We start from the raw sequence: 2,856 nt of genomic DNA, 5'->3' as shown, positions 1-2,856 counted from the left end.
GGAGCCGTGCCGGGGGCGGAAACGCCGGCGCCGGGGGCCGCGCGCTGGGAGAGGCCGTGGCCGGGCGCGTGCACGCCGACCGGGCAGCCTGCGAGGTCGGCCGTGCTGCGCACCAGGGTGTCGAGGTCCGCGCGGGCGGTGATCAGGCGGTCGAAGAACCCGATCACCCGTACGGCGTTCTCGGCGTCGGCATCGAGCCCGGACAGCCGCAGCAGCAGCCCCTTCATGCCGCCACGATAGGCGCGCCCGCCGCCGGATGGCGAGTTCCGGGGCGCCAACGCCCGCCGCGTGGCGGTGGCCGGCGCCCGGGGCGCGGCCGATGATCGGTGCCATGACCTACGCGATCGACCCCGAGCTGCTGCCCTGGCTGGACATGCTGCCGGCGGTGACCCTGACCGACCACGAATCCCTGCTGGCCGCGCGATCTTCGATGTCGCAGCTGGGCGAAGTCCTCCCCAGCTACGAGCCCACGACCGCGATCGACGTCCGGGACACCGCCGTCCCCGGTCCGTCCGACGCGCCCGACGTGCCGGTCCGCGTCTACACCCCGGCCGGCCGCACCGAGGCCGTGCCCGGCCTGCTCTACATCCACGGCGGCGGCTTCGTCCTCGGCGACCTGGACATGTTCCACACCTCGCTGCTGCGGCTGGTCGACGAGCTGGGCATCGTGATCGTGTCGGTCGACTACCGGCTGGCGCCCGAGCACCCGTTCCCGGCACCGCTCGAAGACTGCTACGCGGCCCTCACCTGGCTCGAAGCCAAGGCGGACGAGCTGGGGGTCGACCCGGGCCGCCTCGGCGTCGCCGGCGAGAGCGCGGGTGGCGGGCTCTCCGCCGCGGTGGCGCTGGCGGCCCGTGATCGCGGCGGCCCGGCGCTGGCCTTCCAGTACCTCGGCATCCCGGAGCTCGACGACCGGCTCGGCACCCCGTCGATGCGCGCCTACACCGACACCCCGGTGTGGAACCGCCCGAACGCGGTCTTCAGCTGGACGAGCTATCTCGGCGCGGAACCGGGCGGCGAAGGCGTTTCCCCGTACGCGGCCCCGGCGCGCGCGACCGACCTGGCCGGCCTGCCGCCCGCGTTCGTGACGACGTGCCAGTTCGACCCGCTGCGCGACGAAGGCATCGACTACGCCCAGCGCCTGGCCCACGCCGGCGTCGCGGTCGAGTTCCGCCACTATCCGGGCACGTTCCACGGCTCGAGCATGGTCGAGGCGGCGGGAATTTCACGGCGGATGTTCGCCGACGAGGTCGAAGCCCTGCGTCGCGGCCTGCGCGTCTGACTCACGGCCGGGGCAGCTTGCCCACCACGGCTTTGCCCGCCGCCACCGCCGCGTCGCAGGCGCCGCCGCCCGGCTTCGTCGCGAAGAGCCGGACGTGCTCCGCCTGCGTCGCGTCGAACCGGCGGTGGTTCCACGTCACCGTGCAGCTGTCGCCGGTTTCGCGGCGGGTGCCCGGCACCCCGCCGAGGTCGACCGGGTCGCCTTCCTCCGGGACCACCGTCAGCTTCTCGAACGTCAGCCGCAGCGACGTCGTGGCCGTCCACTCGCACTCGCGGAGGCGGTTCAGCGTCACCTGGCGGACGGGCCCGAGGACAGCCTCGGGTTTCTCCAGCACCTGGCACGGATCGAGTGCGAGCAGCGTCCCGGCCGGCAGCGCGTACCCGATCCCGCCGTCGCGGAGGCGCTGGAGCACCGCGCCGAGCGCGGTTTTCGCCAGCGCGCACGTCTTCGCCGTCGAGCACCTGGCAGGGATCGGTGCGGCGCAACGTTTCCAGGCTCACCGGATCCAGGTTCTGGCTCGGCGGCGGGGATCGGCGCGAGCCACGGCGTCGGCGCGAACGGCTCGGCGTCCATCACCGCGGTGGTGTAGGCCCCCGAGACCAGCCGCGAAACCTCGACCTCGCGGCGGAACCGCTCGCGGAACCCGGGGTCGTGCGCGAACTGCCGGTGGACCTGCTTGACGGCGGCGAGCAGCCGGTACCGCCCGGCTCCACGCCCACCTCCGCGGGCGATGGTAGACGGGGCGCGCCGGGACCCCCGGACCCGGCGCGCCCCGCCGGTCAGGGCACGACGTCGGTGACCGTGTCCTTGACCACCTGCCACCGGCCGTGGTCCCGCACGAGCGTCAGGCTGATCGTGTAGTGCCGGTCGATGCCGTGCGACGGCTCGAGGTAGTGCGCGTCGAGGATGGCGAAGCCCATGTGGCAGCCCTCGACGACGGTGTGCGTCACCGTCCACGGCATCGAGTACTCGTAGGGCACCTTGAACTGCTCCAGCACCGGGTTCACGTTCGCGTCGTACCCGAGGTACAGGTTGCCCCGGCGGCCCACCGTGACCATGTCCCGGTGGATGATCGCGCGGTAGCGGGCCGCGTCGCGCTTGTTGTAGCTGTCCATGTCCTCCCACACGGCGTGGTCGAACGCCCGGCGGCACTCCTGCTGCCCGTCCTCGCCCTGCTCACCGGCCGCCGCGGCGACCGGGGCGCCGAGCGCCGCCGCCGCCAGCACCGTGCCCAGCGCCGCGTAACCCCACTTGCGCATCTGGTCTTCCCTTCCTCGTGGACCGGCGCCGAGGCTGCCCGGGCGGCGCATCACAGGTGCATCACTTCCGCACCGGCGCCGCGCGGGAGCCGGTTAACCTCGCCCGCGGGGTGAGGTCATGGAGTTCCGCGTCCTGGGTCCGGTGCGAGTGCTCGACGGCGGACGGCCGATCGGGCCGTCCGGGCCGCGGCAGGAACGCATCCTGGCGGCGCTGCTGCTCGACGCCGGGCGCGTCGTCCCGGTGGCCCGGCTGGTCGACGTCGTGTGGGACGGCGAGCCCCCGGCGACCGCGGTGCGGCAGGTCCGCAACCTGAC

The 2,856-nt window shown here is 73.9% G+C and carries 3 protein-coding genes and 2 pseudogenes; 2 read left to right on the top strand and 3 right to left on the bottom strand.

The window, feature by feature from the left end:
• A pseudogene (locus G3I65_RS23465) lies at positions 1 to 227 on the bottom strand (PucR family transcriptional regulator); the annotation flags it as partial.
• Between the two features lie 104 nt (positions 228 to 331).
• Between G3I65_RS23465 and G3I65_RS23460 the strand changes: the two are divergent.
• Positions 332 to 1,282, top strand: a complete 951-nt coding sequence (locus G3I65_RS23460) for an alpha/beta hydrolase (protein WP_160698020.1) — start codon at positions 332 to 334, stop codon at positions 1,280 to 1,282.
• A gap of 1 nt (position 1,283) precedes the next feature.
• Here G3I65_RS23460 and G3I65_RS23455 read toward each other — a convergent pair whose 3' ends face one another.
• A complete protein-coding gene (locus tag G3I65_RS23455; protein WP_160698019.1) occupies positions 1,284 to 1,694 on the bottom strand; it encodes a hypothetical protein in 411 nt (136 codons plus the stop codon).
• Between the two features lie 367 nt (positions 1,695 to 2,061).
• Positions 2,062 to 2,541 (bottom strand): hypothetical protein, encoded by a 480-nt coding sequence (locus G3I65_RS23450; RefSeq protein WP_160698018.1) that lies wholly within the window; start codon positions 2,539 to 2,541, stop codon positions 2,062 to 2,064.
• Between the two features lie 118 nt (positions 2,542 to 2,659).
• On the opposite strand from G3I65_RS23450, the pseudogene G3I65_RS23445 reads away from it, so the two are divergent.
• Positions 2,660 to 2,856: pseudogene (locus tag G3I65_RS23445) on the top strand (AfsR/SARP family transcriptional regulator); the annotation flags it as partial.

Source organism: Amycolatopsis sp. SID8362 (genome assembly GCF_010550475.1).
In the GTDB taxonomy this organism is placed as follows: Bacteria; Actinomycetota; Actinomycetes; order Mycobacteriales; family Pseudonocardiaceae; genus Amycolatopsis; species Amycolatopsis eburnea.
The sequence above is the reverse complement of the archived record's forward strand: the minus strand, read 5'-3'. Positions and strand labels throughout refer to the sequence as shown.